The sequence below is a fragment of the Pseudomonas glycinae genome, assembly GCF_001594225.2.
In the GTDB taxonomy this organism is placed as follows: domain Bacteria; phylum Pseudomonadota; class Gammaproteobacteria; order Pseudomonadales; family Pseudomonadaceae; genus Aquipseudomonas; species Aquipseudomonas glycinae.
On sequence record NZ_CP014205.2, the window covers coordinates 3659393 to 3685992 of the forward strand.

25 protein-coding genes are annotated in these 26600 nt (G+C 60.9%); all 25 read left to right on the forward strand.

Translation table 11 applies throughout. From position 1 onward, the window contains the following. The first annotated feature begins 107 nt into the window (after nt 1-107). The 25 genes from rfbF to AWU82_RS16760 all read left to right on the forward strand — a co-directional run bounded on the left by rfbF (nt 108) and on the right by AWU82_RS16760 (nt 26523). The gene (gene rfbF / locus AWU82_RS16640) at nt 108-881 is read left to right on the forward strand and encodes a glucose-1-phosphate cytidylyltransferase (protein ID WP_007958332.1); all 774 of its coding nucleotides are present in this window, start codon (nt 108-110) and stop codon (nt 879-881) included. Continuing rightward, the gene (gene rfbG / locus AWU82_RS16645; RefSeq protein ID WP_064378602.1) at nt 863-1945 is read left to right on the forward strand and encodes a CDP-glucose 4,6-dehydratase; all 1083 of its coding nucleotides are present in this window, start codon (nt 863-865) and stop codon (nt 1943-1945) included. Before rfbF ends, rfbG begins: the two co-directional genes overlap by 19 nt. After that, entirely contained in the window at nt 1942-2502 is a 561-nt protein-coding gene (rfbC, locus tag AWU82_RS16650; protein ID WP_007958330.1) for a dTDP-4-dehydrorhamnose 3,5-epimerase, read from the forward strand. The genes rfbG and rfbC overlap by 4 nt, the downstream gene beginning before the upstream one ends. Then, the gene (locus AWU82_RS16655) at nt 2499-3725 is read left to right on the forward strand and encodes a class I SAM-dependent methyltransferase (RefSeq protein WP_064378603.1); all 1227 of its coding nucleotides are present in this window, start codon (nt 2499-2501) and stop codon (nt 3723-3725) included. Before rfbC ends, AWU82_RS16655 begins: the two co-directional genes overlap by 4 nt. Beyond that, a complete protein-coding gene (locus tag AWU82_RS16660) occupies nt 3722-4573 on the forward strand; it encodes an NAD-dependent epimerase/dehydratase family protein (RefSeq protein WP_064378604.1) in 852 nt (283 codons plus the stop codon). The genes AWU82_RS16655 and AWU82_RS16660 overlap by 4 nt, the downstream gene beginning before the upstream one ends. Then, complete coding sequence (locus AWU82_RS16665) at nt 4570-5643, forward strand: class I SAM-dependent methyltransferase (RefSeq protein WP_064378605.1); 1074 nt, start codon at nt 4570-4572, stop codon at nt 5641-5643. Before AWU82_RS16660 ends, AWU82_RS16665 begins: the two co-directional genes overlap by 4 nt. Nucleotides 5644-5660: 17 nt before the next feature. Then, nucleotides 5661-6398 carry a cephalosporin hydroxylase family protein gene (locus tag AWU82_RS16670; RefSeq protein ID WP_064378606.1) on the forward strand — a complete coding sequence of 246 codons (738 nt, stop codon included), beginning with the start codon at nt 5661-5663 and terminating at the stop codon, nt 6396-6398. A 54-nt stretch (nt 6399-6452) separates the two neighbouring features. Further along, nucleotides 6453-9368 (forward strand): TIGR00180 family glycosyltransferase, encoded by a 2916-nt coding sequence (locus tag AWU82_RS16675; RefSeq protein ID WP_064378607.1) that lies wholly within the window; start codon nt 6453-6455, stop codon nt 9366-9368. A gap of 30 nt (nt 9369-9398) precedes the next feature. Continuing rightward, nucleotides 9399-10400, forward strand: a complete 1002-nt coding sequence (pseB, locus tag AWU82_RS16680) for a UDP-N-acetylglucosamine 4,6-dehydratase (inverting) (protein WP_011333032.1) — start codon at nt 9399-9401, stop codon at nt 10398-10400. Then, nucleotides 10397-11554 (forward strand): UDP-4-amino-4,6-dideoxy-N-acetyl-beta-L-altrosamine transaminase, encoded by a 1158-nt coding sequence (gene pseC / locus AWU82_RS16685; RefSeq protein WP_064378608.1) that lies wholly within the window; start codon nt 10397-10399, stop codon nt 11552-11554. Before pseB ends, pseC begins: the two co-directional genes overlap by 4 nt. Nucleotides 11555-11585: 31 nt before the next feature. Then, nucleotides 11586-12206 (forward strand): pseudaminic acid biosynthesis-associated methylase, encoded by a 621-nt coding sequence (locus tag AWU82_RS16690; protein ID WP_064378609.1) that lies wholly within the window; start codon nt 11586-11588, stop codon nt 12204-12206. Then, nucleotides 12203-12898, forward strand: coding sequence for a pseudaminic acid cytidylyltransferase (gene pseF / locus AWU82_RS16695; protein ID WP_064378610.1), 696 nt, complete (start codon nt 12203-12205; stop codon nt 12896-12898). Before AWU82_RS16690 ends, pseF begins: the two co-directional genes overlap by 4 nt. Further along, on the forward strand, nt 12895-14397 hold the full coding sequence (gene pseG, locus AWU82_RS16700) for a UDP-2,4-diacetamido-2,4,6-trideoxy-beta-L-altropyranose hydrolase (protein WP_064378611.1): 1503 nt from the start codon (nt 12895-12897) through the stop codon (nt 14395-14397). Before pseF ends, pseG begins: the two co-directional genes overlap by 4 nt. Beyond that, the gene (gene pseI, locus AWU82_RS16705; RefSeq protein ID WP_064378612.1) at nt 14394-15446 is read left to right on the forward strand and encodes a pseudaminic acid synthase; all 1053 of its coding nucleotides are present in this window, start codon (nt 14394-14396) and stop codon (nt 15444-15446) included. The genes pseG and pseI overlap by 4 nt, the downstream gene beginning before the upstream one ends. 227 nt (nt 15447-15673) lie before the next feature. After that, nucleotides 15674-16600: a ketoacyl-ACP synthase III gene (locus AWU82_RS16710; protein ID WP_007958310.1), complete on the forward strand. Its 927-nt coding sequence runs from the start codon at nt 15674-15676 to the stop codon at nt 16598-16600. Nucleotides 16601-16686: 86 nt separating this feature from the next. Further along, nucleotides 16687-17979: a motility associated factor glycosyltransferase family protein gene (locus tag AWU82_RS16715; RefSeq protein ID WP_064378613.1), complete on the forward strand. Its 1293-nt coding sequence runs from the start codon at nt 16687-16689 to the stop codon at nt 17977-17979. Next, a complete protein-coding gene (locus AWU82_RS16720; RefSeq protein WP_064378614.1) occupies nt 17976-18242 on the forward strand; it encodes a hypothetical protein in 267 nt (88 codons plus the stop codon). Before AWU82_RS16715 ends, AWU82_RS16720 begins: the two co-directional genes overlap by 4 nt. 243 nt (nt 18243-18485) lie before the next feature. Beyond that, on the forward strand, nt 18486-19346 hold the full coding sequence (locus AWU82_RS16725) for a flagellin domain-containing protein (RefSeq protein ID WP_007958307.1): 861 nt from the start codon (nt 18486-18488) through the stop codon (nt 19344-19346). 71 nt (nt 19347-19417) lie between these two features. Next, nucleotides 19418-19774 (forward strand): flagellar protein FlaG, encoded by a 357-nt coding sequence (locus AWU82_RS16730; protein ID WP_064378615.1) that lies wholly within the window; start codon nt 19418-19420, stop codon nt 19772-19774. Between the two features lie 80 nt (nt 19775-19854). After that, a complete protein-coding gene (gene fliD / locus AWU82_RS16735) occupies nt 19855-21321 on the forward strand; it encodes a flagellar filament capping protein FliD (RefSeq protein ID WP_064378616.1) in 1467 nt (488 codons plus the stop codon). Between the two features lie 129 nt (nt 21322-21450). Next, complete coding sequence (gene fliS / locus AWU82_RS16740) at nt 21451-21849, forward strand: flagellar export chaperone FliS (protein ID WP_007958302.1); 399 nt, start codon at nt 21451-21453, stop codon at nt 21847-21849. A gap of 10 nt (nt 21850-21859) precedes the next feature. After that, a complete protein-coding gene (gene fliT, locus AWU82_RS16745; RefSeq protein WP_007958300.1) occupies nt 21860-22156 on the forward strand; it encodes a flagellar protein FliT in 297 nt (98 codons plus the stop codon). Nucleotides 22157-22328: 172 nt separating this feature from the next. Next, nucleotides 22329-23804, forward strand: coding sequence for a sigma-54 dependent transcriptional regulator (locus tag AWU82_RS16750; protein ID WP_039765583.1), 1476 nt, complete (start codon nt 22329-22331; stop codon nt 23802-23804). A 110-nt stretch (nt 23805-23914) separates the two neighbouring features. Continuing rightward, entirely contained in the window at nt 23915-25126 is a 1212-nt protein-coding gene (locus tag AWU82_RS16755; protein ID WP_011333046.1) for a sensor histidine kinase, read from the forward strand. 5 nt (nt 25127-25131) lie between these two features. Beyond that, the gene (locus tag AWU82_RS16760; RefSeq protein WP_064384021.1) at nt 25132-26523 is read left to right on the forward strand and encodes a sigma-54-dependent transcriptional regulator; all 1392 of its coding nucleotides are present in this window, start codon (nt 25132-25134) and stop codon (nt 26521-26523) included. The last annotated feature ends 77 nt before the right edge of the window (nt 26524-26600 follow it).

The following is a 26600-nucleotide window of genomic DNA, read 5'->3' on the forward strand; positions in this document are numbered from 1 at the left end:
TAAAACGAGCGCTCGCGGTCATTCACCTGCGCCCGGACTGGCAAAGGTTCAGCCGCAAAGGCCTGCAACAGCGAGGCCGAGCCCTGTGACGTAGAAGAGGGGAGACGATGAAGGCAGTTATTTTGGCGGGTGGCCTCGGCACGCGCATCAGTGAAGAGTCGCACCTCAAGCCCAAGCCGATGATCGAGATCGGCGGCAAGCCAATTCTCTGGCACATCATGAAACAGTATTCCGCCCACGGAATTCATGATTTCGTGATCTGCCTCGGCTACAAGGGCTACGCGATCAAGGATTTCTTCGCCAACTACTTCCTGCACACCTCCGACGTCACGTTCGACATGCGCAACAACCGCATGGACGTGCACCAGAACTACAGCGAGCCGTGGAGCGTCACCCTGATCGACACCGGCGAGGAAACCATGACCGGCGGCCGACTGCTGCGTGCCGGCCGTTACCTCAAGGATGAAGAGGCGTTCTGCTTCACCTACGGCGATGGTGTTTCCGACATCAACATTGCGCAACTGGTGGACTACCACAAGGGCCACGGCCGTCTGGCGACCGTCACCGCCGTGCAGCCACCGGGCCGCTACGGCGCCCTCGAGCGTCACGGCGATCAGGTCCTCGGCTTCACCGAAAAACCGCGCGGCGACGGCGGCTGGATCAATGGCGGCTTCTTCGTGCTGTCGCCAAAAGTGCTGTCGTATATCGCTGGCGACGAAACTACCTGGGAAGCGGAGCCATTGGCTCGACTGGCTCAGGACGAACAACTGAAAGCCTTCGAGCACGAAGGCTTCTGGCATCCGATGGACACCCTGCGCGACAAGAACCATCTCGAAGCGCTGTGGCAGAGCGGGGAGGCCCCATGGAAGCAATGGGCCTGAGTCCTGAGTTCTGGCTCGGCAAGCGGGTTCTGGTCACCGGGCACACCGGTTTCAAGGGCAGCTGGCTGACTCTGTGGCTGCAAAGCCTCGGCGCGCAAGTCAGCGGTTTTTCCCTCGACCCGTCGACCGAGCCGAGCCTGTTTGAACTGGCGCGCGTGAGCGAAGGCATCAACGATCAGCGCGGCGACCTGCGTGATTTGGGCGCCTTGCTCGAGATCATCGCCGACACTGAGCCGGAGATCGTCCTGCACCTGGCGGCCCAGCCGCTGGTGCGCGAAGGCTATCGCGATCCGCTCGGCACTTATTCCAGCAACGTCATGGGCACCTTGAATCTGCTCGAAGCGATTCGTCAGGTCGGTTGCGTGCGGGCCTGCGTGCTGGTGACCACCGACAAGGTCTACGCCAACAAGGAATGGCTGTGGCCGTACCGCGAGGACGAAGCCCTCGGTGGCCACGATCCTTACAGCAGCAGCAAGGCCTGCTGCGAGTTGCTGGCGCAGTCTTACGCGGCATCGTTTTTCCCGGCCGACAAGTACGCCGAACACGGTCTGGCCCTGGCCACTGCGCGGGCCGGCAATGTGTTGGGCGGCGGCGACTTCGCCCCAGAACGCCTGATTCCCGATGTACTGAAAGCCTGGTCGGCCGACGAGCCGGTGACCCTGCGTTATCCGCAAGCCGTGCGCCCGTGGCAGCACGCGCTGGAGCCGCTGGCCGGCTATCTGCAACTGGCCGCCGGGCTCTACGAACAAGGCCCGGAGTACGCCGGAGCGTGGAACTTCGGTCCGGGCGAGGCGGACATGTGCAGCGTCGGCGAAGTGGTCGAACTGCTTGCCAACCGCTGGCCTCAGGCCCGAGGCCTGCGTATCGAAAAGAGTGACCTGCACGAAGCCGGCCTGCTGCGTCTGGACAGCAGTCGCGCCCGTCAGGTGCTGGGCTGGCAACCGCGCTGGACGTTGCAGCAATGCCTGACCCAGACCCTCGACTGGCACCTGGCGTGGCAGAACGGCGACGACATGCGCACCGTGACTCTCGGCCAACTGAACCTGTACCGGGGCGCGCTGTGAGCGAGTTTTCCTTGAAGCCGTTGCCCCTGGCCGGGTTGTTCAGCGTCCAGCACAAACGCTTCGAAGATCAGCGCGGGCACTTCGCCCGGCTGTTCTGCGAAGGCAGTCTGAAGGCATTCGGCAGTGAGTTTCACATCCGCCAGATCAATCATTCCTGCACCCGCGAAAAGGGCAGCGTGCGCGGTCTGCATTATCAGAATGCCAATGCGCCGGAAGCCAAACTGATCACCTGCCTGCGCGGTGAGGTGTGGGACGTGGCGGTGGATCTGCGCCCGGACTCGGAAACCTTCCTGCACTGGCACGCCGAGCACCTGAAGGCCGGCGACGGTCGCAGCCTGTTGATTCCCGCCGGCTTCGCCCACGGTTTCCAGACCCTCACCGAAGACGCCGAACTGCTTTATCTGCACAGCGCCGATTACGCGCCGGAGCACGAGGGCGGTCTGTCGGTGAACGATCCACGGCTGGCGATCGCCTGGCCGTTGCCTGTCAATAATTTGTCAGCCCGGGATTCCAGCCATCCCGCGCTCGATCAACACTTTGCTGGAGTGCGTCTATGAACTGTCGTGGGTGCGCTGCACCGCTGAGCCTGCCGCTGATCGATCTCGGCACCTCGCCACCGTCCAACGCCTACGTGCACGCCGATCGAATCGAGCAGGCCGAGCAATGGGTGCCGCTGAAGGTCGCTGTTTGCGAGCAATGCTGGCTGGTGCAGACCGAGGATTACACAAGCGCCGACAGCCTGTTCGACGCCGATTATGCCTACTTCAGTTCGTTCTCCAGTACCTGGCTGGCTCACGCCGAGCGCTACGTGGCCGAGATGGTCGAGCGCTTCGGCCTGACCGCCGACAGCCGCGTGGTTGAGGTCGCCGCCAATGACGGCTACTTGCTGCAGTACGTGGCTGCTCGCGGTATCAAGTGCCTGGGCGTCGAGCCGACCCGAAGCACCGCGCAGGCAGCAAGGGAAAAAGGCCTGGAGATCCGTGAACTGTTCTTCGGTCGCGACACCGCCGCCCAGCTGAAAAGCGAAGGCTGGGCCGCCGACCTGATGGCCGCCAACAATGTGCTGGCCCACGTGCCGGACATCAACGATTTCCTCGGTGGTTTCGCCACGCTGCTCAAACCGACCGGCGTCGCCACTTTCGAATTCCCGCAACTGCTGACGCTGATGGCTGGCGCGCAGTTCGATACGCTGTATCACGAACACTATTCCTATCTGTCCCTGACCGCCGTGCAGACCCTGTGCGAGCGCAATGGTCTGGAAGTGTTTGACGTCAGCCAGTTGTCCACCCATGGCGGATCGCTGCGGGTGTTCGTGCAACGCAATGACGGTGCACGCCGCGCCGTGCAGCCAGCGGTGCAACAGCAGTTGCAGGCCGAGCTCGATGCGGGTGTGAAAACCCCCGGGTACTACGCCACGCTGGCGCCGGCCGCCGAACGCATCAAGCACAATCTGCTGCGCTTCCTGTTGCAGGCCAAGGCCGACGGCAAGCGTGTGGTCGGCTACGGCGCTGCGGCCAAGGGCAACACCTTGCTCAACTACGCCGGGGTCAAACCGGACCTGCTGGCCTGGGTCGCCGATGCCAACCCGCACAAGCAGGGCAAGTTTTTGCCGGGCAGCCGCATCCCGATCGTCGCGCCGGCTCAGATCGACATCGAAAAACCGGATTACGTGCTGGTACTGCCCTGGAACCTGCTTCACGAAGTCAGTCAGCAACTGGCTCAGGTGCGTCAGTGGGATGGCCGCTTCGTGATCGCCGTGCCTGAGTTGAGCGTGCTGTGAAGGTTCTGGTCACCGGGGCCACGGGCTTCGTCGGTCGTCATCTGGTCGCGGCATTGCTGGCCCGTGGTTGCACGGTGCGGGCGGTTGCACGCGACGCGCAGAAAGCCGCGGACATGCCGTGGATCAATGACGTCGAGTTCGTGAGCGCGGATATTCACGCGGCGGATCTGGATGTCGCGGCGCTGACCGAGGGTGTCGATGCACTCGCGCACCTGGCCTGGCCGGGGTTGCCGAACTATCGGGCGCTGTTTCATTTCGAGCACAACCTGATGGCCGACTACCGCTTCATCAAAGGCGCGGTAGGGGCGGGCGTGAAGCAGGTGCTGGTGACCGGCACGTGCTTCGAGTACGGCATGCAGAGCGGTCCATTGAGCGAACAGAACGACGCGCAGCCGGCCAATCCCTACGGTCTGGCCAAGCACACCCTGCACCTGTTTTTGCAAAGTCTGCAGCAGGAGCATTCGTTCACCCTGCAATGGGCACGGCTGTTCTATCTGCATGGTGAAGGGCAGAACCCCAACAGTCTGCTGGCGGCGCTGGACCGGGCCATCGATGCCGGCGATGCGACGTTCAACATGTCGGCCGGTGAACAGCTGCGCGATTTTCTGCCGATTGAAACCGCTGCCGCTCATCTCGCCGCGATCCTGCACAAACGCGATTTCGACGGCACGATCAACTGCGCCAGCGGCCAGCCGGTTTCGGTGCGGGCGCTGGTCGAACAGCGCGTGCGTGAGCGCGGCGCGACCATCGGCCTGAACCTCGGCCACTACCCGTATCCGACCCACGAACCGCTGGCGTTCTGGGCGGTGACCGAGCGCTTGCAACAGTTATTGGGAGAGCTGCAATGAGGCACGAGTTGTATCGGGTCACCGACCTGCCGGTGCTGCAGAACCGCACCTTTGCCGATCCCGAATCGGCGAAGGCCTCGGCCAGCGCCGACATGTTGCTGGTGCAGGATGAACGCAGCGGTCTGATCTTCAATGCGGCGTTCGACGCCGACAAGCTCAGCTATGACGCTGATTACCAGAACGAGCAGGCGCATTCCGGCCAGTTCCAGAAACACCTGAGCGATGTCGAAGGCATCATCGCCCGGCACTTCAAGGGCCAGGAACTGATCGAAGTCGGCTGCGGCAAAGGTTATTTCCTGGAGCTGCTCAAGGGCCTGGGTTACCACATCACCGGCATCGACCCCGCCTACGAAGGCGAGAACGCCGACGTGATCAAGGCCCCGTTCACCCGAGGCCTGGGCCTTGCGGCGGACGCCATCGTGCTGCGCCATGTGCTGGAGCACATCCAGGATCCGCTGGGCTTTCTGGCGGTAATCGCCGAAGCCAATCAGGGCGGCGGGCAGATCTACATCGAAGTGCCGTGCTTCGACTGGATCCTCGAACACCGCGCCTGGTTCGACCTGTTCTACGAGCACGTCAATTACTTCCGCCTCGATGACCTGCGCCGGATGTTCGGCACGGTGCATGAGGCCGGTCACCTGTTCGGTGGCCAATACCTGTACATCGTTGCAGACCTTGCCACGTTGCGCCTGACCCCGGAACAACCGGTGCCACGCCTGGCGTTGCCGGACGATTTCACCGCCAGCCTCGAGCGCGCGGTGCAGATCATCCAGGGTGCACCCGGGCAGGGTTCGGCGATCTGGGGCGCCTCGTCCAAAGGCGTGATCTATTCGCTGTTCCTGCAACGCGCCGGCGTGGCGGTGGATCGCGTGGTCGATATCAACCCGGCCAAGCAGGGGCGTTACCTGCCCCTGAGCGGCGCCCGGGTATCCTCGCCGCAAGAGGCGATGGACGCCTTGCCCGAGGGCGCCAACCTGTTTGTGATGAATTCCAATTACCTCGAAGAGATCAAGCGGATGACCGGTGGACGTTACGTCTATCACGCCGTCGACAGCGCTTCGTTCCAGTGACCCTTGAGATTTTGAAAATGACCGACAACAGCATCAACAAAGCTTTTGAAGCCGAATGCCGCGAGCAGATCGCCCAGCAGGGTGACGACCAGAAACTCACCGGCCTGGCCCGTGATTTCTTCAATGAATCGGCCAAACACAAGTACAGCTACCACTTCTCGTGGATGGGCCGTCCGATCATCCAGCTGCCGCAAGACATGATGGCCATGCAGGAAATCATCTGGCAGGTGAAGCCGGATCTGGTCATCGAGTGCGGCATCGCCCACGGCGGTTCGATCATCTACTACGCCTCCCTGCTGGAACTGCAAGGTCACGGCGAAGTGCTGGGCATCGATCTGGACATCCGTGCGCACAACCGTGAAGCCATCGAAAGCCACCCGATGAGCAAGCGCATCAAGATGATCGAAGGTTCGAGCATCGATCCGGCCATCGCTGCCCAGGTTCGCGCTGCCGCCGAAGGCAAGAAAGTCATTCTGGTGCTCGATTCCAACCACACCCACGACCACGTGCTCGAAGAGCTGCGCCTCTACGCGCCACTGGTTTCGGTCGACAGCTACTGCGTGGTGATGGACACCGTGGTTGAAGACATGCCGGCCGATTTCTTCCCGGATCGTCCATGGGGCCCGGGCGACAACCCGAAGACTGCCGTGTGGAAATACCTGGAAGAGAACAAGGATTTCGAGATCGACGTTCAGCTGCAGAACAAGCTGCTGATCACCGTGGCGCCGGACGGCTATCTGCGTCGCGTTCGTTAATTCGCAACATCACCCAAGCGTTGTCTCGGCGGATCGCCGGTTGTGGAGAAAGTTATGCAAGGCAAGTTCAGTTCTGAATTGACGCTACCGCTCAACGAGCTGTTGACCGTGGTGCTGATTACGCACAATCGTCCGGCGTTCCTGCGTCGGGCGGTGAAGTATTACAGCAGCTTGCCCTGCAGAATCATGGTGCTGGACTCCACGGCCGAGCGGCCGGAAGGCGACTTCTGCGCAGTCGATTACCACCACGTGCCGCAGTTCGCCTACTGGGGCATGCAGGCCAAGCTGGCCTATGGCGTGGAGCAACTGACCACGCCGTACATGGTGCTGGCAGCCGACGACGACTTCATCCTGCACGACTCGCTGGCCGAGTCGGTGGGCTTCCTGCAGGCGAATCCGGATTACGGCATGTGCCACGGCTACTGCATGATGTACCTGACGCTGGGCGGTGGCGTGAGCTACTACCGCCGCGACAAGAAAGTGCAGGAGGACTATGCGTCCGAGCGGGCGCAGGACCGCGTCGTCGACTACATGAGTCAGTACATCCCGCCGTTCTACGCGGTGACCCGTACCGACCTGATGAAAACCTGGCATTCGGCATTGCCGCCGGGCACCAGCTTCCAGTGGCAGGAGATCGGCCACGTGTACTTCCTGCTGGCCAGTGCCAAGGCACGGATCCTGCCGATCCCGTATGTGGTGCGTGAGATCAACTATGGCAACTCCGAGCACAGCACCGAGGTCTACCACTCGCTGACCTATATCGATGCCAAATCCGTGGCCGAACGCGAAGCCTTTGCCGAATTCCTGGCGGGTCTGCCGACCGGTATCAAGGATTTGAATGCAGAGCAGGGCAAGGCGTTTGCCCTGCAAAGTTTCGAGGCGATGGTCGACAGTCTGCAAAGCGGCCGCGCTCTGACTGCGGAGCTGATTATTCAGTCGACCTGGAACCATGAACTCAAGCGCCCGGACCGCCGCTTCGGCCCCCTGCAGTACGTCGAAATGCCGTTCTACAACCAGGCTTTCTTCGATCGCCTCGAACAGTTCGAGTTCATGCTGCACGCGATGCCGGCAGGGCGTATTCAACTGGAGAAACTCGAGGGCGTGTGGACGCGTCAGGCGCACCTGATCCAGGCGCGCAACAACGATACGCCGGCAAGCGTGCTCGACCGCCTGTGGCAGGCCCATGACCTCAATGCGTTCAACCGCACCGTAGCCAAGCGCCTGGCCGAGCAACTGCAGCTGTCTGGTGAGGATGAGCAAGCGCAGACGATGCGTGACTGGATCGCACGTCTGGAAACGTTGACTGTCGCCGATCACCATCAGGTGTTCGACCAGATGCAGTCCGGCCGTCTGCTGAAGTGGCTGGAGACGCGTCAAGCCGATGCGGGGCAGATCGAGGCGATTGCCGAACATCTGGCCGTGAACGGTGGTGGCCCGCAGTTCGCCATCTTCCTGCTGGATATGGATGACGACATCGACAAGCTGCAGGTCAGCCTCGACAGCCTGCTCGAAGGTCAATGCAAGGCGTTCCGAATTGTCGTGTTCACCACCGGTGAAGCACCGGCGGCGACCACTGCGCAGAACACCCTGCACTTTGTCCGCGTGACGCCCGACAATCTCGTCGACAAGCTCAACCAGAGTGCTCGTCAGTCGCCTTGCGACTGGTTGCTGCTGGCTGAGGCGGGAGATGAGTTCACTGCCGGCGGCCTGTTGCGCGCCAGTCTGGAGCTGATGAACGCCGGTGGTATCAGCGCTGTTTCCACGGACGAGATTCAGCGCCGGGAAAACGGTGCGCTGATGGATGTGTTCCGTCCAGGCTTCAATCTCGACCTGTTGCTGAGCCTGCCAGGCCTGATGGCGCGGCACTGGTTGATCCGGCGTGAAGTATTGCTGGAAGTTGACGGCTACCGCGCCGATTTCAGCAAGGCGCTGGAGTTCGATCTGCTGCTGCGCATTATTGAACAGGGTGGCCTGAACAGCCTGGCGCACCTCGATGAGCCGCTGCTGATCACACAGGCGCCGGAGCTGGAAGAGAATCCGCATGAGCGTCTGGCATTGCTGCGTCATCTGGGCAATCGCGGTTACAAGGCCAAGGTCACGTCGGCGGTGCCGGGGCTCTACCAGATCGATTATCACCATAGCGATCGCCCTCTGGTTTCGATCGTTATCCCGGTCGGGGACGATCTGTCTGCTCTGCAACGCTGCCTGGAAGGCGTACTGTTGCGCACCCGCTATCACAAGTACGAAATCCTGATAGCAACCACGGCTTCGCAATCGGCCGAGGTCAATGACTGGCTCGGGACTTATCAGCACCCGAAAGTCAGCGTGCTGCGTGCCGATCAATCACTCAGCACGGCTGCGCTGTGCAACGCGGCCAGCCAGCAGGCTCAGGGCGAATTTCTGGTGCTGTTGGCGGCGGATGCGGAAGTGGTCAATCCGAACTGGCTGGACTCGTTGCTCAACCATGCCCTGCGCCCGGAAATCGGTGTGGTCGGCCCCAAACTGGTCAACCGCGACGGCAAGATCAGCCAGGCCGGCCTGATCCTGGGCATGAACGGTGGGGTCGGCTCTGCATTCATCGGCGAGAAACACGACGCCGAAGGCTACCTGTACCGGTTGTCCGTGGACCAGAACTACTCGGCGGTTTCGAGCGTATGCCTGATGGTGCGCAAGGAGCTGTTCGAGGCGCTGGGCGGTCTGGACGACAGCACGTTCGCTGCTGGCTTCAGCGATGTCGACCTGTGCCTGAAGGCCGGCCAGGCCGGCTATCTGACGGTCTGGACGCCATCGGTGCAAGTCATCCATCAGGGCGATATCGCCCAGGCTGATCAGGCACTGGCTGCGTTGCAGGAAAAATGGGCGGCGGCGTTCGCCCAGGATCAGGCGTACAACGCCAACCTGAGCCTGACTGGCAAAGGCTTTGTGCTGAACGACAGCGCTTCGCTCAATTGGGCGCAGTTGATCGCCTAGGTCTGGCGGACAAGGAACGGAACTCAAGACATGTTCAACGGAAAATCGATTTTCATCTCTGGCGGCACCGGCTCGTTCGGGCGCAAATTCATTGCGCGCCTGCTCGAGCAATACCAGCCCAAGCGCGTGGTGGTGTTCTCCCGGGATGAACTCAAGCAATACGAAATGCAGCAGACGTTCAATGCGCCGTGCATGCGTTACTTCCTCGGTGATGTGCGCGACGCCGATCGTCTGCGCCAGGCCATGCGCGGCATCGATTACGTGGTGCATGCCGCAGCGTTGAAGCAGGTGCCGGCGGCGGAATACAACCCGACCGAATGCATCCGCACCAACGTCAACGGCGCGGAGAACATTATCGCCGCCGCCATCGACAACGGCGTGAAGAAAGTCGTCGCGCTGTCCACCGACAAGGCTGCGAGCCCAATCAACCTGTACGGCGCCACCAAGTTGCTGTCGGACAAGTTGTTTGTTGCCGCCAACAACATCGCCGGCGAACAACAGACGCGTTTTGCCGTGGTGCGCTACGGCAATGTCGCCGGTTCGCGCGGGTCAGTGGTGCCGTTTTTCAGCCAGCTGATCGCTGACGGTGCGACTGAGCTGCCGATCACCGATGAGCGCATGACCCGGTTCTGGATCACCCTCGATCACGGCGTGCAGTTCGTGCTCGACAGCTTTGCGCGGATGCACGGCGGTGAAGTGTTCGTGCCGAAGATCCCGTCGATTCGCGTGGTCGATCTGGCGCGTGGCATGGCCGAGCATCTGCCGCACAAGAACGTCGGCATTCGTCCGGGCGAGAAGCTGCACGAGCTGATGGTGCCGCTGGACGATGCGCGGATGACCCTGGAGTTTGCCGACCACTACACCATCCAGCCGTCGATTCGTTTCACCAGCGTCGACGTGGATTTTGCCGAGGACAAACTCGGCGAGCGTGGCGTGCCGGTCGGTGAAGATTTCGAATACCGCTCCGACACCAACCCGCACTTCCTCTCGGTGGGTCAGATCGCCGACCTGCACGCGAAGCTCTCGGTATGATTCCCTACGGTCGGCAAAGCCTCGACCAGAGGGACATTGACGCCGTTGTCGAGGTGTTGCAGTCCGACTGGTTGACCCAGGGGCCGACCATCGAACGCTTCGAGCAGGCGATGGCCGAGCGTTGTCAGGCGGACTTTGCCGTGGCGGTGTGCAACGCCACGGCGGCGCTGCACATTGCCTGTCTGGCGGCAGGGCTCGGCGCGGGCGACCGCTTGTGGACTACGCCGAACACCTTTCTCGCGTCGGCCAACTGCGGCCGTTATTGCGGTGCCGACGTTGATTTCGTGGACATCGATCCGCTGACCTGGAACCTCGATGCCGAAGTTCTGGCAAGCAAACTCGATGCTGCCGAACGCGACGGTACGCTGCCCAAAGTGCTGGTGGCAGTGGCGTTCTCCGGGCAGAGCTGCGACATGCGGCGGATTGCCGAACTGGCCGAGCGCTATAACTTCACCGTCATCGAAGACGCCTCCCACGCGGTCGGCGCCAGTTACGCCGGGCGCCCGGTGGGTTGCGGTGAATTTGCCGCGATGACCGTGTTCAGCTTTCATCCTGTGAAGATCATCACCAGCGGCGAAGGCGGTATGGTGCTGACCAATCGCCCGGAACTGGCCGAGCGCCTGCAACGCCTGCGCAGCCACGGCATGACCCGCGATCCGCAACAGATGACCGAACCCAGCCACGGCCCGTGGTACTACCAGCAGGTCGAGCTGGGGTTCAATTACCGGATCACCGATCTGCAAGCCGCGCTGGGCCTGTCACAGCTAGGCAAACTGGACGAGTTCATCGCCCGTCGCAGGGAGTTGGCCGCGCGTTACGATCGCTTGCTGGCTTATTTGCCGGTTACCGTGCCGAGCCCCCAGCCGGACGCCGAGTCGGCCTGGCATCTTTACGTGGTGCGTTTGCAGACCGAACGCATCAGCCTCAGCCACCGTCAGGTATTCGAAGGCTTGCGCGCCGCCGGCATCGGCGTGAACCTGCACTACATTCCGCTGCATTTGCAGCCGTACTATCGCGACCTGGGTTTTGCCGAGGGTGACTTCCCCGAGGCCGAGCGTTATTACGCCGAAGCGATCAGCCTGCCGCTGTTCCCGTTGCTGAGCGATCAGCAGCAGGACTACGTGGTCGAGCAATTGCGTCGGTTGACCGAATGATTGCCGCCGCGGCGGTGAACGGAAAACGGTGATGCGTGATCTGAGCGAGCAGGAACAATTCTGGCAGGGCGAATTCGGTAACCAGTACGTGGATCGCAATATCGGTCAGCCACTGGTGGCGACCAATCTGGCGTTGTTCGCCAAGGCGCTGACCCGGACCGGGCGGATCGACAGCCTGCTGGAGCTGGGCACCAATGCCGGCAACAACTTGCAGGCGCTGCGTCAGTTGCTGCCGCGTTGCGAGCTGTTCGGGGTCGAGATCAATGCCAGTGCCTGCGCTCAGGCGCGTGCGCTGGAGATTGCGAACATCTGGCACGGTTCGCTGTTCGACTTTCCCCGTGAGCGCCAATACGACCTGACCCTGAGCAAAGGCGTGCTGATCCATCTGGCGCCGGAGCTGTTGCCGACCGCTTATGCGCAGTTGTACGAGCTGAGTTCGCGCTACATCCTGATCGCCGAGTATTACAATCCCTCGCCGGTGGAAGTGTCCTATCGCGGCAACAGCGGCAAGCTGTTCAAACGTGATTTCGCCGGTGAAATGCTTGATCGTTATCCTGATCTGCAACTGCTGGATTACGGCTTCGGTTATCACCGCGATCCGCAATTTCCGGTGGACGACATCACCTGGTTCCTTTTGGAAAAACGTCCTTGAACAACGTCGCAATCATCCCGGCCCGCGGGGGCAGCAAACGCATCCCGCGCAAGAATCTTGCGCCGTTCGACGGTGTGCCGATGATTGTCCGTTCGATTCGTACGGCCCTCGATTCAGGGTTGTTCGAGCAGGTGGTGGTCAGCACCGACGACGCAGAGATCGCCGACGTGGCGCGAGCCAACGGTGCTCACGTGCCGTTCATGCGTCCGGCGGAACTGGCCGATGATTTCACCGGCACTGCGGCGGTCATCGTGCATGCCTTGCAGCAACTGCCGGCCTTCGATTACGCCTGCTGTGTGTATGCCACGGCGCCGCTGCTGCAGGCGCGGTTTCTGCGTCAGGGCTTTGAATTGCTGGCTCAGCATCCGGACAAGTCCTTTGCTTTTTCGGTCACCGATTTCGGCTTTCCGGTGCAGCGCGCCTTGACCCTGGACGGGCAGGGCGCACTGACGGCGTTGTACCCCGAATTTCGCAATACCCGTTCGCAGGATCTGCCGGCTGCCTTTCAGGATGCCGGCCAGTTCTATTGGGGCCGTAGTGAGGCCTGGCTGGGTGGCGAGGTGTTGTATTCGCCGGCCAGTCTGCCGGTGATCCTGCCACGCCATCTGGTGCAGGACATCGATACCGACGAAGACTGGAAGCGCGCCGAGTACCTTTACGCCGCCCTCAAGGCTGGTGGAGAACTGCAATGAGAGTGCTGATCCGCGCCGACGCCTCGCCGACCATCGGCAGCGGCCACATCGCCCGGTGCCTGACGCTGGCGCGGGTATTGCGCACGCAAGGCAGTCACGTTGCGTTCGCCTGTCGTCGTTTGCCGGGGCATCGGCTTGATGCGTTGCAAAGCGAAGGCTTCGAGACCTTCGCGTTGCCGGATCGCTATGCCGGTGAAGACCCGGAGCAGGCCATCGAGTCGATGCTGCCGTGGCAAGCGGATATCGATGCACTGGCGACGCAGCTGGAAGGGCAGCCCGGATTTGACTGGGTCATCGCCGATCATTACGGCCTCGATCATCACTGGCAGACCGCAGCTCGTCGCTTCGCACCACGGATCGCCGCCGTCGATGATCTGGCGACCCGCCGCTACAGCGTGGACCTGTTGCTCAATCAGAACCTCTCCGGGCTCAGCGAAAATTATCAACCGCTGCTGCCGGCCGGTTGCCGAACACTGCTCGGCCCGCGCTTCGCCATGCTGCGTGAAGAATTCAGTGGCCCGGCCATCGAGATCAAACCGGTGGCGCGCCGGGTGCTGGTGAATTTTGGCGGCTTCGATGCGGCACGCCAGACTCATCACGCGATGCTGGCGCTGGCGGATTTTTCGGCGCTTGAAGTGGATTTTGTCGCCGGCGCCGACAACCCGGCCTGGGCAGAGATGCAGGCACTGGCCGAAACGCGGCCGCACTGGCGTCTGCACAGTTTCGTCAGCGATTTTCATCGACGCATGACCGAGGCCGACCTGTTTATCGGCGCCGGCGGCGGCACCAGTTGGGAGCGCGCGGCCTTGGGCCTGCCGACGATCTGCATTGCGGTGTCGAACAACCAGCAGGCCAACGGTGAGGTGATGGCGGCGGCCGGGGCGCATGTGTTCATGGGCGCGCGGGAGCAGGTCAGCGTCGAGCAGCTGCGCGATGCCATCGGCTTTGTCGTGGGCAATTTTTATCTGCGCCAGAGCCTGGCCGAGCGTTCGCGGCAACTGGTCGACGGACGCGGTGCGCTGCGGGTAGCGGCGGCACTGGCCGGCGCGGTGCTCAAGTTGCGCCTGGCGACGCCGGAGGATGCGCAGTTGCTGTTCGACGGACGCAATGCCGAGGTGGTGCGCCGCTGGTCGCTGGACAGCGGGACGATTGACTGGACGCAACATGTGAACTGGCTGGGCGCGAGCCTGCGCAATCCTCAGCGGTTGCTGCTGGTGGCCGAGGCGGATGACGGCCCGGTCGGCGTCCTACGCTACGATTTGCGCGGCTTTGAGGCAGAGGTTTCGCTGTATCTGTTCGAGGGGCGTTTTGGCCTGGGTTGGGGCCGGGCACTGCTGGCGCAGGGTGAAGCCTTTGTGGCTGCACACTGGCCGCAGATGACCGCCATCACCGCCCAGGTGTTGCCGGCCAATCGACCCTCGATGAATGTTTTTCGTGACGCCGGGTTCACCCAGAGTGCCTGCGCGTTCACCAAGGTTTTGAAGGAATCCCGTCAATGAGCAGTTTCAAGATCGGCAACCGCCGGATCGGTGCCGATGCACCGCCGTTCATCATCGCGGAAATGAGCGGCAACCATAACCAGTCGCTGGACGTCGCCTTGCAGATTGTCGAAGCGGCGGCAAAGGCCGGTGCCCATGCCTTGAAGCTGCAAACCTACACCGCCGAAACCATGACCCTGGATCTGGCGGAGGGCGAGTTCTTCATCAAGGATCCGAACAGTCTGTGGGCGGGCACCTCGCTCTATGACCTATATGAAAAGGCCCACACACCCTGGGAATGGCATGCGCCGATCTTCGCCCGGGCCAAAGAGCTGGGCATGCTCGCGTTTTCGACGCCGTTCGATGACAGCGCCGTGGACTTTCTCGAAAGCCTCGATGTGCCGGCCTACAAGATCGCCAGTTTCGAGAACACCGATCTGCCGGTGATCCGCCGTGTCGCAGCGACTGGCAAACCGCTGATCATTTCCACCGGCATGGCCAGCCTCGCCGAACTCGACGAAACCGTGCGCGCCGCCCGTGAGGCGGGATGCAAGGATCTGGTGCTGCTCAAGTGCACCAGCACCTACCCGGCGACCCCGACCAATAGCAACGTGCGCACGATCCCGCATCTGCGTGAGTTGTTCGGTTGTGAGGTCGGGCTGTCAGACCATTCGATGGGCGTCGGCGTGTCGGTGGCGGCGGTGGCGCTCGGTGCGACGGTGGTGGAAAAACACTTCACCCTCGACCGTGCGGCCGGCGGGGTTGACGCCAGTTTTTCGCTGGAACCGGCGGAACTGGCCAGTCTGGTGGTCGAAACCGAGCGCGCCTGGCAGGCCATGGGCCAGGTGCATTACGGCGTCACCGAGGCTGAGCAAAAATCGCTGGTTTACCGCCGGTCGCTGTACGTCACGGCCGATATGGCGGCCGGTGAGCCCTTCACGGCGGCCAATGTGCGTGCCATTCGTCCCGGTCTCGGTCTGCCGCCCAAGCACACCGAAGCCGTCCTCGGGCGCCGTGCGCGCCAGCCGATCAAGCGCGGTACGCCGCTGGACTGGTCATTGGTCGAATGAGCCAATCTGCCACCGATTCGGCAAAATAGCGTGACCTGCGAGTCATAACGCGCATCTTCACTGTATTGTAATGACCGGGGAGATGGCGCCTGGCCCGTTTTTCGGTCCCAGTGGTAGCCCTTTGCGCTCCCCGTGGCTGCCCGTTGTGGCGGCCGTTTTCTGTTTGTCGGCGCCCCTCGAATCCTTGCGAGCGGTGGTATTGGGCTGTTTATTATTGGGAAGCCGTAATGATTGGCATAAAAAGCATTGCGAGCTACGTTCCTGTAGCCGGCGTGGACAATTACGCACAAGGTGCAAAATTCGAGAAGGATGAAGAATTCATCCTCGGCAAGATCGGTTCGGCCTTCCTCCCGCGTAAAGACGCGGAACAGGAAACCTCCGATCTGTGCGTTGAAGCGGCCAATGCGCTGTTTGCCAACAACCCTGAACTGAAACGTGAATCCATCGATGCGCTGATCGTCGTCACCCAGAACGGTGACGAAGAAGGCCTGCCGCACACCGCTGCCATCGTCCAGGACAAACTCGGGCTGCCGACCAATGTCGCGGCGTTCGATATTTCCTTGGGTTGCTCCGGCTACGTTTACGGCATCTACGCGATCAAGGGCTTCATGGAAGCCGCCGGCCTGAAGAATGGTCTGTTGATCACCGCCGACCCGTATTCGAAGATCGTCGATCCGGAAGACCGCAACACCACCATGCTGTTCGGCGATGCCGCTACCGCGACCTGGATGGGGGAAGACCCGGTCTGGGCACTCGGCAAGGCCAAATTTGGCACCGACGGTTCCGGCGCACCGCACCTGAAAGTCACCGATGGCGTGTTCTTCATGAACGGCCGCCAAGTATTCAACTTCGCACTGCTCAAGGTGCCTGCGCATCTGCACGAACTGCTCGACGATTCCGGTCTGAAGGCCGATGACATCGATGCCTTTTGCATTCACCAGGGCAGTGCGGCGATTGTCGATGCCGTGGCGCGGCGCTTCGAAGGCGAGCCGGAGAAGTTCATCAAGGACATGGTCGAGACCGGCAACACCGTGTCGTCCAGTGTGCCGCTGCTGCTGGAAAAACACGTGATGGATTCCGACTGGAGCCGCATCGCCATCAGTGGTTTCGGCGTCGGTCTGTCGTGGGGTTCGGCGATTATTTATCGTCCTTGAATCGGTTAAAAACGGCGGATACAAAAATAGCGTTCAAGGGTTAACCTTGAACGCTATTTTTTTGCCTGAAGGGAGCGCGAGGCGTCATGAGTGAGTTTTTCCAGGCCAACGCTGAAGTCATCGAACGACGCTGGCCGGCGCTGTTCGCCCGATTGCTGAACGAAGACAGTTCGGCAATCGAGGCCGAACTGACGCAGGGGCTGGGCTCGACGCTGAGCGTTGGCGGCATTCAGCTCACCAGTCGGCATGACCGTGTCCGCGAAGCGCAGATTCAGGCTGCCAGCCTGCCGGCAGACAAGCCGCAACTGCATGTCTACGGCACCGGACTCGGGGATTTGCCCACGGTGCTGCTGGAACGCTCCGGGCTTGAGCGGCTATATGTGCACATCCTCAACGGCGCACTGTTCGCCTTGGTGCTGCAACTGCTCGATCAGCGGGAGTGGCTGCGGGATCCGCGAGTCGAATTGCTGTACGCCAGCGACCTGCCCGACATCTGCACACCGTTTTTCGCATTGCCTGCCGAGATGCTGCTGGCCGATGACTTCAACGCGAAGATTCGAGATCGGCTGGTCAGCGAAGTGCATCTGAGCTTCAACAACCGCGAGTTCGATCCGCAGTCACCGTTCATTCAACAGCGTCTGCAGGACTGCTTGCCGGTATTGCTGGCTGACGATGATGTGGCGACGTTGTTCGGCACTTGTGCCGGTCGGGAGATCTATGTGATCGGTACCGGGCCGACCCTTGAGCAGCACTTCGAACGTCTGGCGGCGATTCGCGAGCGGGCGGAGCGTCCGCTGTTCATTTGCGTCGACACCGCGTACCGACCGCTGCGCGAACACGGGATCGTGCCCGACTATGTGGTGAGTATCGATCAGCGCATCAGCTTCCGGCATTTGCCCTTCGAGGAATCCGACGGCATCCCGCTGGTGTATCTGCCCATGAGTGACCCGGAGGTGCTGAGGGCCTGGAAGGGCAAGCGTTATGGCGCTTGCTCGGCCAGTCCGGTCTATGCGGCATTGCGTGAGCAGCACCCGAGGGCGTTGCTGCATGTGGGTGGCAGCGTGATTCACCCGGCCGTGGACCTGGCTGTGAAGATGGGCGCTGCACGCATCACCCTGTTCGGCGCCGATTTTGCCTTCCCTATGAACAAAACCCATGCCGGCTGGAATGACGGTGACCTCGGGCCGTCGGTGAATCAGGCGCGGCACTGGGTGCGTGACGGATATGGCCAGCGTGTCAGTACCCAGCTCAATTTTCGCGGTTACCTGTGCGTGCTGGAGCGATACATCGCCAGTCAGCCGCAGGTGGCGTTCTTCAACAGCAGCCGCGCGGGGGCGCAGATTGCCGGTACAGCGTTCAATCAGGAGTTTGTGCAATGACTGCGCTGAAAGGCTGGGTAGACGAGTGCCACCAGTGTGCCGGGCTGTTCCGCTTGGGACGTGACGTCGAGGCCGCGTTGACCATGGTCGATGTATTTGAGGGCGCGCAGCGGTCATTGCAGTCGGCCGGTGTACAGAAGCAGCACGCCTGGGCGCAGTTGCTCACGCAGATGCTCGAGTGCCAGGAGCGTCAGGACTGGTTGGGACTTGCCGATTTCATGGAGTACGAGTTGATTCGATTGCTGGAAGAATCGTCCGCCTGACGAGGGGCGAAGGCGCTGGCCCGCAGGTTTGCGCCATGGACGGTTTTATGACGTCATTTTTTCGAGGGTAAAGTGCTGCTAAGTCTTTGTTTTCTAGGGGGTGGCAGGGTGATGGCAAATTTTTTCAAAAAAGCCCTCAAGCAACCTGCAAACCCGACGATAACTATTACGAAGGTTCTCTAGGCCATACCCGGCGGTTGCCAGGGCCGGAAGCCGCAGTACCCAACCAACGAGGAATTCGTCATGGCTTTAACAGTAAACACCAACACCACGTCGTTGAACGTTCAGAAAAACCTGAACCGCGCTTCCGACGCTCTGTCGACTTCGATGCAGCGCCTGTCTTCCGGCCTGAAAATCAACAGCGCTAAAGACGACGCCGCTGGCCTGCAGATCTCCAACCGTATGTCTTCCCAGATCCGCGGTAACACCCAGGCAATCCAGAACGCCAACGACGGTATCTCCGTTGCCCAGACCGCTGAAGGCGCTCTGCAAGCTTCGACCGACATTCTGCAGCGTATGCGTGAACTGGCTGTTAAAGCACGTAACGGTACCAACGGCACTGCTGACCAGACCGCTACCAACGCTGAATTCGCTCAGATGTCCGACGAGATCACCCGTATCTCGGCTGCTACCAACCTGAACGGCAAAAACCTGCTGGACGGTTCGGCTGGTACTGTGACCCTGCAAGTGGGCGCAAACACCGGTTCGGCTAACCACATCGACCTGGTACTGAGCTCCAAGTTCGACGCCGTCAGCCTGTCCGTAGGCAGCGGTACTGTAGTTCTGACCGGTACCACCGGTACTGGCGCTGGTTCTGCTTCGCAGAACATCGACAACGCGATCACTGCAATCGACGCCGCTATCGCTGCAATCGGTGCAACTCGTGCCAGCCTGGGTGCTTCGCAAAACCGTCTGACCAGCACCATCCAGAACTTGCAGAACATCACCGAGAACACCACTGCTGCACAAGGTCGCGTACAAGATACCGACTTCGCCGCAGAGACTGCTAACCTGACCAAGCAGCAAACCCTGCAACAGGCTTCGACCTCTGTTCTGGCTCAAGCCAACCAACTGCCTTCCGCTGTACTGAAGCTGCTTCAGTAATTTCGGAATGAGTTTTAGCGGGGGAGTGCGCTTGCGTGCTCTCTCGCTTTTTACGTTATGAGGTGATGAGCATGGACATGAGCGTCAAGCTTAACGTGTCTTATCCGGCTCCCAAGCCAGCCAATACCGTCACCGACAAGCCGTCGGAGACCAAGCCTCAGGCCGTTGAAGCGGTTCCTGCCTCGAAAAAGAGCCAGGAAGCAGATGAAACCAAGCTGAAGCTGGCGGTGCAGGAGATCGAGAAGTTCGTTCAGTCGATCAAGCGCAATCTGGAATTCTCGATCGACGAGCATTCCGGCAAGGTCATCGTCAAGGTGATCGCAAGCGAGACGGGCGAGGTCGTACGACAGATCCCTTCCGCAGAAGCCCTCAAGCTGGCAGACAGCCTCGCCAACGCAAGTCACGTGTTGTTCGACGCCAAAGTCTGATAGCTGGCATGAATAGTGTTTGAAGTTCTTTAGACGCAGGTAGTGGTCAAAAGACTGGCAACAACCCAAGGGAGATGCACATGGCAAGTCCAATTTTACCGGGTTCGGGCCTGGGTTCCGGCCTGGACATCGGTGCGATCGTTACTGCGCTGGTCAACGCCGACAAGTCGCCGAAGCAGACGCAGATCGACAATGCGACGAAAACCAACACGCTGAAGATTTCCGGTGTAGGTACGCTGAAGAGTGCGCTGACCGCCTTCCAGACGGCGATGACGAACCTTGGCAGCAAGACCAATCCTGCATTTGCCGGCTACACCGCCACGTCGAGTACGCCTGCGGTTTTGGGTGTGACTTCGGATAACACCGCAGTTTCCGGTACTTACAGTGTTGTCGTGAGTAAACTGGCCACCGGTTCGAAAGTAGCCAGTGCATCCTTTGCCGGCGGTGCGGCCAGTGCCATTCCGAGTGGTACCCTGAAAATCAGTCAGAATGGCACTGATTACAATGTCACGATTCCGGCCAACGCGACCTTGCAGAGCACTCGTGACGCCATTAACACGGCTCAGGGCTCCAACGGTATTTCCGCCAACATCGTCACCGACAGTAGCGGTGCTTCGCGGTTGGTGATCAGTTCGAGCAAGACGGGTGCAGGTTCCGACCTCTCGGTCAGCGGTATTGCCGGTCTGGAAATCGATGGCACCCAGGTGATGGGCGCTACTCCGGCGGCGGGCGCGTCCGGATCGGTCGGCGGCCTCGCTCAGGATGCCTCGTTGACCATTGACGGTCTGGCGGTATCCAGCAAGAGCAACACGGTGACCGGTGCAATCAGCGGTCTGACATTGAACCTGCTGACTGTTCCGGCGACGCCCGGGACGCCGGTCACGGTGACTGTCGATACCAACACCAAGGGCTTGCAGACGTCTGTTCAGGCATTCGTTGATGCCTACAATACCTTGAAGAGCACCATTGACACTTTGTCCAAGGCAACACCGGATGAGGATGGCAAACTGACCGTTCAGGCGGCCTTCACCGGTGACTCTCTGCCACGTTCGTTGATTGCCGATATTCGTGGGCAGCTGACAGCTCCGGGTGCCGCTGCTGCGGGGAGCCCGATGGCCTATCTGTCGCAGCTGGGTGTGATGACCGACAAACTCACCGGCAACCTGTCGCTCGATACGACTGCTTTCAACAAGGCCATGTCCACGCCGGGCATGACCGGTCAGGTCCAGCAGATGTTTACTGGTACCAATGACACCAACGGTCTGTTGGCACGCATGAGCAAGGCTGTGGATCCGTATCTGAAGCCTCCTGCAGGTAGTCTCCCTACCGCCAAGGGCCTGCTTGATCAGCGCATGGGCATCCTGAACAACAACACCAAGAGCCTGACCAGTCAGCAACTGGCGCTCGATCTGCGTGTTGCCAACCTGACCAAGACGTTGACTGCAAAATACAACGCCATGGACTTGCTGGTAGGTCAGATGAAGTCTACGGCAAGCAGTATTACGTCGTTCTTCGCCTCGCTCAACGCACAGCAATCCGCGAAGTAACATGCAAGAGCGACAAAAACCCGGCTACGCTTTCGAGCGTGTGCCGGGTTTTTGTCTTGTGGTCTAAAGTTTTTCGACTCGCTGGCGATACACTGTTCATACGAGTCATTGTGGCAAATGAGGTAGAACATGAATCCGATGTTAGCCCTTCGGCAATACCAGAAAGTAGGTGCGCACGCTCAGACATCTGAAGCGAGCCCTCATCGCCTGGTGCAAATGCTGATGGAAGGCGGCCTGGACCGTATCGCTCAGGCCAAAGGTGCGATCGAGCGCAAGGATATTCCAGCCAAGTGCACGTCGATCAGCAAGGCCATCGGCATCGTCAGCGGACTGCGTGAAGGTCTGGATCTGGAAAATTCCGCGGACACGCTGGCTGATCTGGACGGTCTTTACATCTACATGATGAAGCGTCTCGCCGAGGCGAACATCAGCAGCGATCCGCGCATTCTTGATGAGGTAGCCGGCTTGCTGAGCACCGTCAAGGAAGGCTGGGACGCGATCGCACCTGCGCCTGCTCCGCAGTTCTGAGGAGATCACCATGAGTCTTGTTTTGCAGCGAATTGAAGAAACCCGAGCAGCCTTGGTCGGAGCCCTGGCCGAGCGCAATTGGGAGGCGATCGGTCAACTGGATCTGGATTGCCGTTCCTGCATGGAAGATGTCTTGAGTGAAGCTTCGGTGGACGAGGTTGCGTTGCGCGATAACCTTGAAGAGTTGCTGCATGTCTACAAGCAGCTGCTTGAAGTGGCGATGGGTGAGCGTCAGGCGATAGTCGACGAGATGTCGCAGATCACCCAAGCGCAGAACGCGGCAAAGGTTTACCATCTGTTTGGTTAATTAACCCTCAGTTAATCCAGATATGTGCGCCATAAATTTGACTGTGCACGGTTTTTTGACTTAACTAGTGGCTGTTTTCAGATTTCAGGCGTCTACAGGCACAAGGTGTCCTGCAAGCGTCTCGCTTGCCCCTCATTTTGGGCATTGAGTTGACTAGGGAAGTTGCTATTGCATGTGGCGTGAAACCAAAATTCTGCTGATCGATGACGATAGCGTCCGCCGCCGCGACCTGGCGGTGATCTTAAATTTTCTTGGCGAAGAAAATTTACCCTGCGGAAGCCATGACTGGCAGCAGGCAGTCGGCTCTTTGTCGTCTAGTCGTGAGGTCATTTGCGTACTGATCGGGACGGTCAATGCTCCTGGTGCGCTTTTGGGCTTGCTAAAGACACTCTCAACCTGGGATGAGTTCCTTCCGGTTTTGCTGATGGGCGATAATTCTTCGGTGGACCTGCCCGAAGACCAGCGCCGCCGGGTACTTTCGACCCTCGAAATGCCGCCGAGCTACAGCAAGCTGCTCGACTCCCTGCACCGTGCCCAGGTCTATCGCGAGATGTACGACCAGGCCCGCGAGCGCGGCCGTCATCGCGAACCCAACCTTTTCCGCAGTCTCGTCGGCACCAGTCGCGCGATCCAGCACGTGCGTCAGATGATGCAGCAAGTGGCCGACACCGATGCCAGCGTGCTGATCCTCGGCGAGTCCGGGACCGGCAAGGAAGTGGTTGCGCGCAACCTGCATTACCATTCCAAGCGTCGTGACGCGCCATTCGTACCAGTCAACTGCGGGGCGATCCCGGCCGAGTTGCTGGAAAGCGAACTGTTCGGTCACGAGAAGGGCGCCTTCACCGGCGCGATCACCAGCCGTGCCGGCCGCTTCGAGCTGGCCAACGGCGGTACGCTGTTCCTCGACGAAATCGGCGACATGCCGCTGCCGATGCAGGTAAAGCTGCTGCGCGTGCTGCAGGAGCGCACCTTCGAGCGCGTGGGCAGCAACAAGACCCAGAGCGTCGACGTGCGGATCATTGCCGCGACCCACAAGAATCTCGAAAGCATGATCGAGATCGGCACCTTCCGCGAAGACCTCTACTATCGCCTGAACGTGTTCCCGATCGAGATGGCGCCGCTGCGTGAGCGCGTTGAAGACATTCCGCTGCTGATGAACGAGCTGATCTCGCGCATGGAGCACGAGAAGCGCGGTTCGATCCGCTTCAACTCCGCCGCGATCATGTCGCTGTGCCGCCACGGCTGGCCGGGCAACGTTCGCGAGCTGGCCAACCTGGTGGAGCGCATGGCGATCATGCATCCGTACGGGGTGATCGGCGTGGTCGAGCTGCCGAAGAAATTCCGCTACGTCGACGACGAAGACGAGCAAATGGTCGACAGCCTGCGCAGCGATCTGGAAGAGCGCGTGGCGATCAACGGCCATACGCCGGATTTCAGCGCCAACGCCCTGTTGCCGCCGGAAGGTCTGGATCTGAAGGATTATCTCGGTGGTCTGGAGCAGGGCCTGATCCAGCAGGCGCTGGACGATGCCAACGGCATCGTGGCCCGCGCCGCCGAACGCCTGCGCATCCGCCGCACTACGCTGGTAGAGAAGATGCGCAAGTACGGCATGAGCCGTCGTGAAGGTGATGAACAGGCGGATGATTGACGCCTGTTTTTCAAATGCTTCATTTATAAGCGGTTTTTTTTAGGCACGGGTATTGCTACATCCCTCGCAACGTTCCGTTTCACTGACGGTCAGCCAAGCGAGAGAGCACAATGCCCCAAGCCTCCCAGATGTCTTCTGTTCCCGAGTCCTCGGGGCAACTGCCGTCCGTAGAGCAGGCGAGCCGCCAGGGGCTTGAGCAGGCATTCGCCCTGTTCAATCAGATGTCCAGCCAGTTGACCGACTCCTACAGCATGCTCGAAGCCCGGGTCACCGAGCTCAAGGGCGAGCTGGCCGTGGTCAGCGCCCAGCGCATGCAGGAACTGGCGGAAAAAGAACGCTTGGCCAACCGTCTGCAAAACCTCCTCGATCTGTTGCCCGGTGGCGTCATCGTCATCGACGGTCACGGCATTGTGTGCGAGGCCAATCCTGCCGCCATCGAATTGCTCGGCCTGCCGCTGGAAGGCGAGCTGTGGCGCCATGTCATTGCCCGTTGCTTTGCGCCCCGTGAAGACGACGGTCACGAAATTTCCTTGAAGAACGGTCGACGCCTGTCGATTGCCACCCGCTCGCTGGATGCCGAGCCGGGGCAGTTGGTGCTGCTCAACGACCTGACTGAAACCCGTCACTTGCAGGATCAGCTGGCCCGTCACGAGCGCCTGTCGTCCCTGGGGCGGATGGTCGCGTCGCTGGCGCATCAGATCCGCACACCGTTGTCCGCCGCGTTGCTGTACGCCAGTCATTTGACCGAGCAGGAACTGCCGGTCGCGACCCAGCAGCGTTTTGCCGGTCGCCTCAAGGAGCGTCTGCACGAGCTGGAGCATCAGGTGCGCGACATGCTGGTATTCGCCCGCGGTGAGCTGCCGCTGACCGACCGTGTCACGCCGAATGCCTTGATGCAGTCGCTGCAGGCCGCGGCGCTGACCCATGTGCAGGATCTGCCGATCCGCTGGCAGTGCGACAGCCATGCCGGCGAGCTGCTGTGCAATCGCGACACGCTGGTCGGCGCGCTGCTCAATCTGATTGAAAACGCGATTCAGGCGAGTGCCGGTGAGGTGCGTCTGAAAGTGCATTGCTATACCCGCGATAACACCCTGCGTTTGTGTGTCAGTGACAGTGGCAGCGGTATTGATGCGGCGGTGCTGGCGCGGCTGGGCGAGCCGTTTTTCACCACCAAAGTCACCGGGACCGGCCTGGGCCTGACCGTGGTCAAGGCCGTGGCGCGTGCGCATCAGGGAGAATTGCAGCTGCGTTCGCGGGTCGGGCGCGGTACGTGCGCGCAGGTCATCCTGCCGTTGTTTTCTGCTGTACAGGGAGCTGAGTGAAGGTCATGGGCATCAAGGTTCTGCTGGTCGAGGATGACCGCTCGTTGCGCGAAGCGCTGGCCGATACGCTGTTGCTGGCCGGTCACGACTATCACGCGGTGGGTTCGGCCGAAGAGGCGCTGAACGCCGTCGAGCGCGAAGCGTTCAGTCTGGTGGTCAGTGACGTCAACATGCCGGGCATGGACGGCCATCAATTGCTCGGCCTGCTGCGCGCACGGCAACCGCAATTGCCGGTGCTGCTGATGACCGCCCATGGCGCGGTCGAACGCGCGGTCGATGCCATGCGCCAGGGCGCGGCGGATTATCTGGTCAAGCCGTTCGAGCCCAAGGCTCTGCTGGATCTGGTAGCGCGTCACGCCTTGGGCAGCCTTGGCGCCAGCGACGCCGAAGGCCCGGTCGCGGTCGAGCCGGCCAGTGCTCAATTGCTGGATCTGGCGGCGCGGGTTGCACGCAGTGATTCCACCGTGCTGATTTCCGGCGAGTCCGGCACCGGCAAGGAAGTGCTGGCGCGCTACATCCACCAGCAATCCCATCGCGCCAGTCAGCCGTTCATTGCGATCAACTGTGCGGCGATCCCCGACAACATGCTCGAAGCCACCCTGTTCGGTCACGAAAAGGGCTCGTTCACCGGCGCCATCGCGGCCCAGGCCGGCAAGTTCGAACAGGCGGACGGCGGCACCATTCTGCTCGATGAGATTTCCGAAATGCCCCTCGGTCTGCAAGCCAAGCTGCTGCGGGTGTTGCAGGAGCGGGAAGTCGAGCGGGTCGGCGCACGCAAGCCGATCACCCTCGATATTCGCGTGGTAGCCACCACCAACCGTGATCTGGCCGGTGAAGTGGCAGCGGGGCGATTCCGTGAAGACCTCTATTATCGTCTGTCGGTTTTTCCCCTGGCATGGCGTCCGTTGCGCGAGCGCACCGCCGATATCCTGCCACTGGCCGAGCGTCTGTTGGCCAAACACGTCAATAAAATGAAGCATGCGACGGCGAAATTCTCGCCCGAGGCGCAAGCGTGCCTGATCGGTTATCCGTGGCCGGGCAACGTGCGCGAGCTGGATAACGCGGTTCAGCGCGCCTTGATTCTGCAGCAGGGCGGGTTGATCCAGCCGCAGGATTTCTGTCTCTCCGGGCCTGCGCTGTTTGCGCCATTGCCGGCGGTGGTGCCCGCCGCGTCGATCATTCGAGAGGTCGAAATCGACGCGGATTCGGCCGGTGCGCTGGGCGATGACCTGCGTCGTCGCGAGTTCCAGATGATCATCGACACCCTGCGTACCGAGCGCGGTCGACGCAAGGAAGCAGCGGAAAAACTCGGCATCAGCCCGCGCACCCTGCGGTACAAACTGGCGCAAATGCGCGATGCGGGCATGGATGTCGAAGGCTACCTGTTCGCAACCTGACGGGTGGCGCAAACGTTTGAAACGGCTTTTCTCAAAGCGGTGCCCATGAGCTGGCACCGTTGTTGCTAACACCTGAG